At 37.8% G+C, this 1,589-nt stretch carries 1 protein-coding gene and 2 pseudogenes; 1 reads left to right on the top strand and 2 read right to left on the bottom strand.

Annotation, left to right across the window (positions count from 1 at the left end; all coding sequences use genetic code 11):
* Nucleotides 1–153: 153 nt before the first annotated feature.
* Nucleotides 154–357 (bottom strand): annotated as a pseudogene (locus tag AC1DPQ_RS27150) (PepSY-associated TM helix domain-containing protein); the annotation flags it as partial.
* A 189-nt stretch (nucleotides 358–546) separates the two neighbouring features.
* On the opposite strand from AC1DPQ_RS27150, the gene AC1DPQ_RS27145 reads away from it, so the two are divergent.
* Nucleotides 547–1,128, top strand: coding sequence for a DUF4142 domain-containing protein (locus tag AC1DPQ_RS27145; protein ID WP_215129083.1), 582 nt, complete (start codon nucleotides 547–549; stop codon nucleotides 1,126–1,128).
* A 119-nt stretch (nucleotides 1,129–1,247) separates the two neighbouring features.
* Here the strand turns inward: AC1DPQ_RS27145 and AC1DPQ_RS27140 are convergent.
* Nucleotides 1,248–1,589 (bottom strand): annotated as a pseudogene (locus AC1DPQ_RS27140) (competence protein); the annotation flags it as partial.

The raw sequence follows: 1,589 nt of genomic DNA, 5'->3' as shown, positions 1-1,589 counted from the left end.
TTGTAAGGCATTAAAACAAGAAAACCCGGACAATGTCCGGGTTTTCTTGTTTCGTCACCCTGAATTCATTTCAGGGTCTTAATAGTAGAAAAGATGCTGAATTAAATTCAGCATGACGATCGTCTCAGGAATATGTGTTAAAAACAAATGGTGTTATTCCAAAACTTCTTCCACTTTTTTTTCCGGAATTTTAGCTCTCGGCTTAAAACCAGCAGGCTTATTATCGCCTTCGGTTAAAACGGGCGCTTTCTTTACAGCTTTCTTTTTGAATTTCCTACCATACCAGATTAGAAAGCCGGTTATAGGCAAACTTGCACCTATTAGTGACGCAAAAAAAGCCATCACTTTACCTGGGAAAATATATCTAATATTTAGATCAAGCCCAAATAAGAATTAGTAATTTCAAAACCTTCTCCATCACTCCTACAACGAAAACCGGCTTACTCAGCTGAGCACCTGACATTTACCGAAATCTGATTATTTTAAAAGCTTAAAACCCTTTTAGTTTAAAACATGTTTATGTAGATACAACAAAAAACAAAGCATATGAAAAAGTTAATTTATGTATTCGCCATTTCTGCATTAGCATTTCAGGCCTGCAATGGAGGAAACAAGGATGCCAAAGAAAGTGCCGATAGTTTAAACATGGCTAAAGACAGTTCAACCAATGCAGCTGCCACCGGAGGAATTGCGGTAGATGAAGCTGATGCGAAGTTTACTACACAGGCAGCAGTTGGCGGTATGGCTGAAGTAGAACTAGGAAAACTGGCCCTCGAAAAAAGTAGCAATCCACAGGTTAAAGAATTTGCAACCATGATGGTAAAAGACCACGGCATGGCAAACACCGAATTAATGGCCATTGCGAAACAAAAAAACATTACACTACCAAGCACTGTAGACGATGAGCACAAGAAAAAAATGGATGACCTGAGCAAAAAATCAGGTGCAGATTTTGACAAAGCTTATGTTGATGCCATGGTGAGTGGGCATAAATCTACACTAAAATTAATGGAAGATGAATTAAGAGATGCTAAAGATGCAGATCTTAAGGCATTTGCGACTAAAACAGCACCAATAGTTCAAAGCCATTTGGTGATGATCAATAAAATTAACGATAGCATGAAATAATGCGGTTTAGCGTATTAAATTTCTTAGATAAAGGGATTTAATACGCTACTTTTCCCGTCACACTTTGATYTCTCCAGATCTTATCATTAATTACTGAATTTATTTTTCGAAGGTTATACTTAAAGCTCTGGCGGGGTATGCCAATCGATAAAGGCTTTCCTACTTAACATTTTCAGGTAAGGATAATTTCCATTTAATTGGTTACGCTGTTTTAGCTCATATAAAAAATGCCCACCTAAGTCTACAATTATTTTTGCGGTAGCTAAATACCATACACTATGTGGCTGTTTCCAACAAAAAGAATAAAGGTTTGAGGTGAGCTTAATGCCCTGAAGTTCGGGATGGTAAAAATTAAGTATTTTTGGATTGGGCAGCCCCTGCATTACCTCCGATTTCCTCACCATCGAAAGGTGATCGGAATGGCAAAACTCGTAATCCTTTAGCTTTGGGTCATCTACATC

It is taken from the genome of Pedobacter sp. 01T416_2 (assembly GCF_056398925.1).
Note: the sequence above shows the minus strand (reverse complement) of the source record. Positions and strands in the feature narration are given on the sequence as shown.

Bases quoted from the DNA above. Each gene is read 5' to 3' on its own strand.
- AC1DPQ_RS27145 (WP_215129083.1), top strand. From the start codon at position 547: ATGAAAAAGTTAATTTATGTATTCGCCATTTCTGCATTAGCATTTCAG.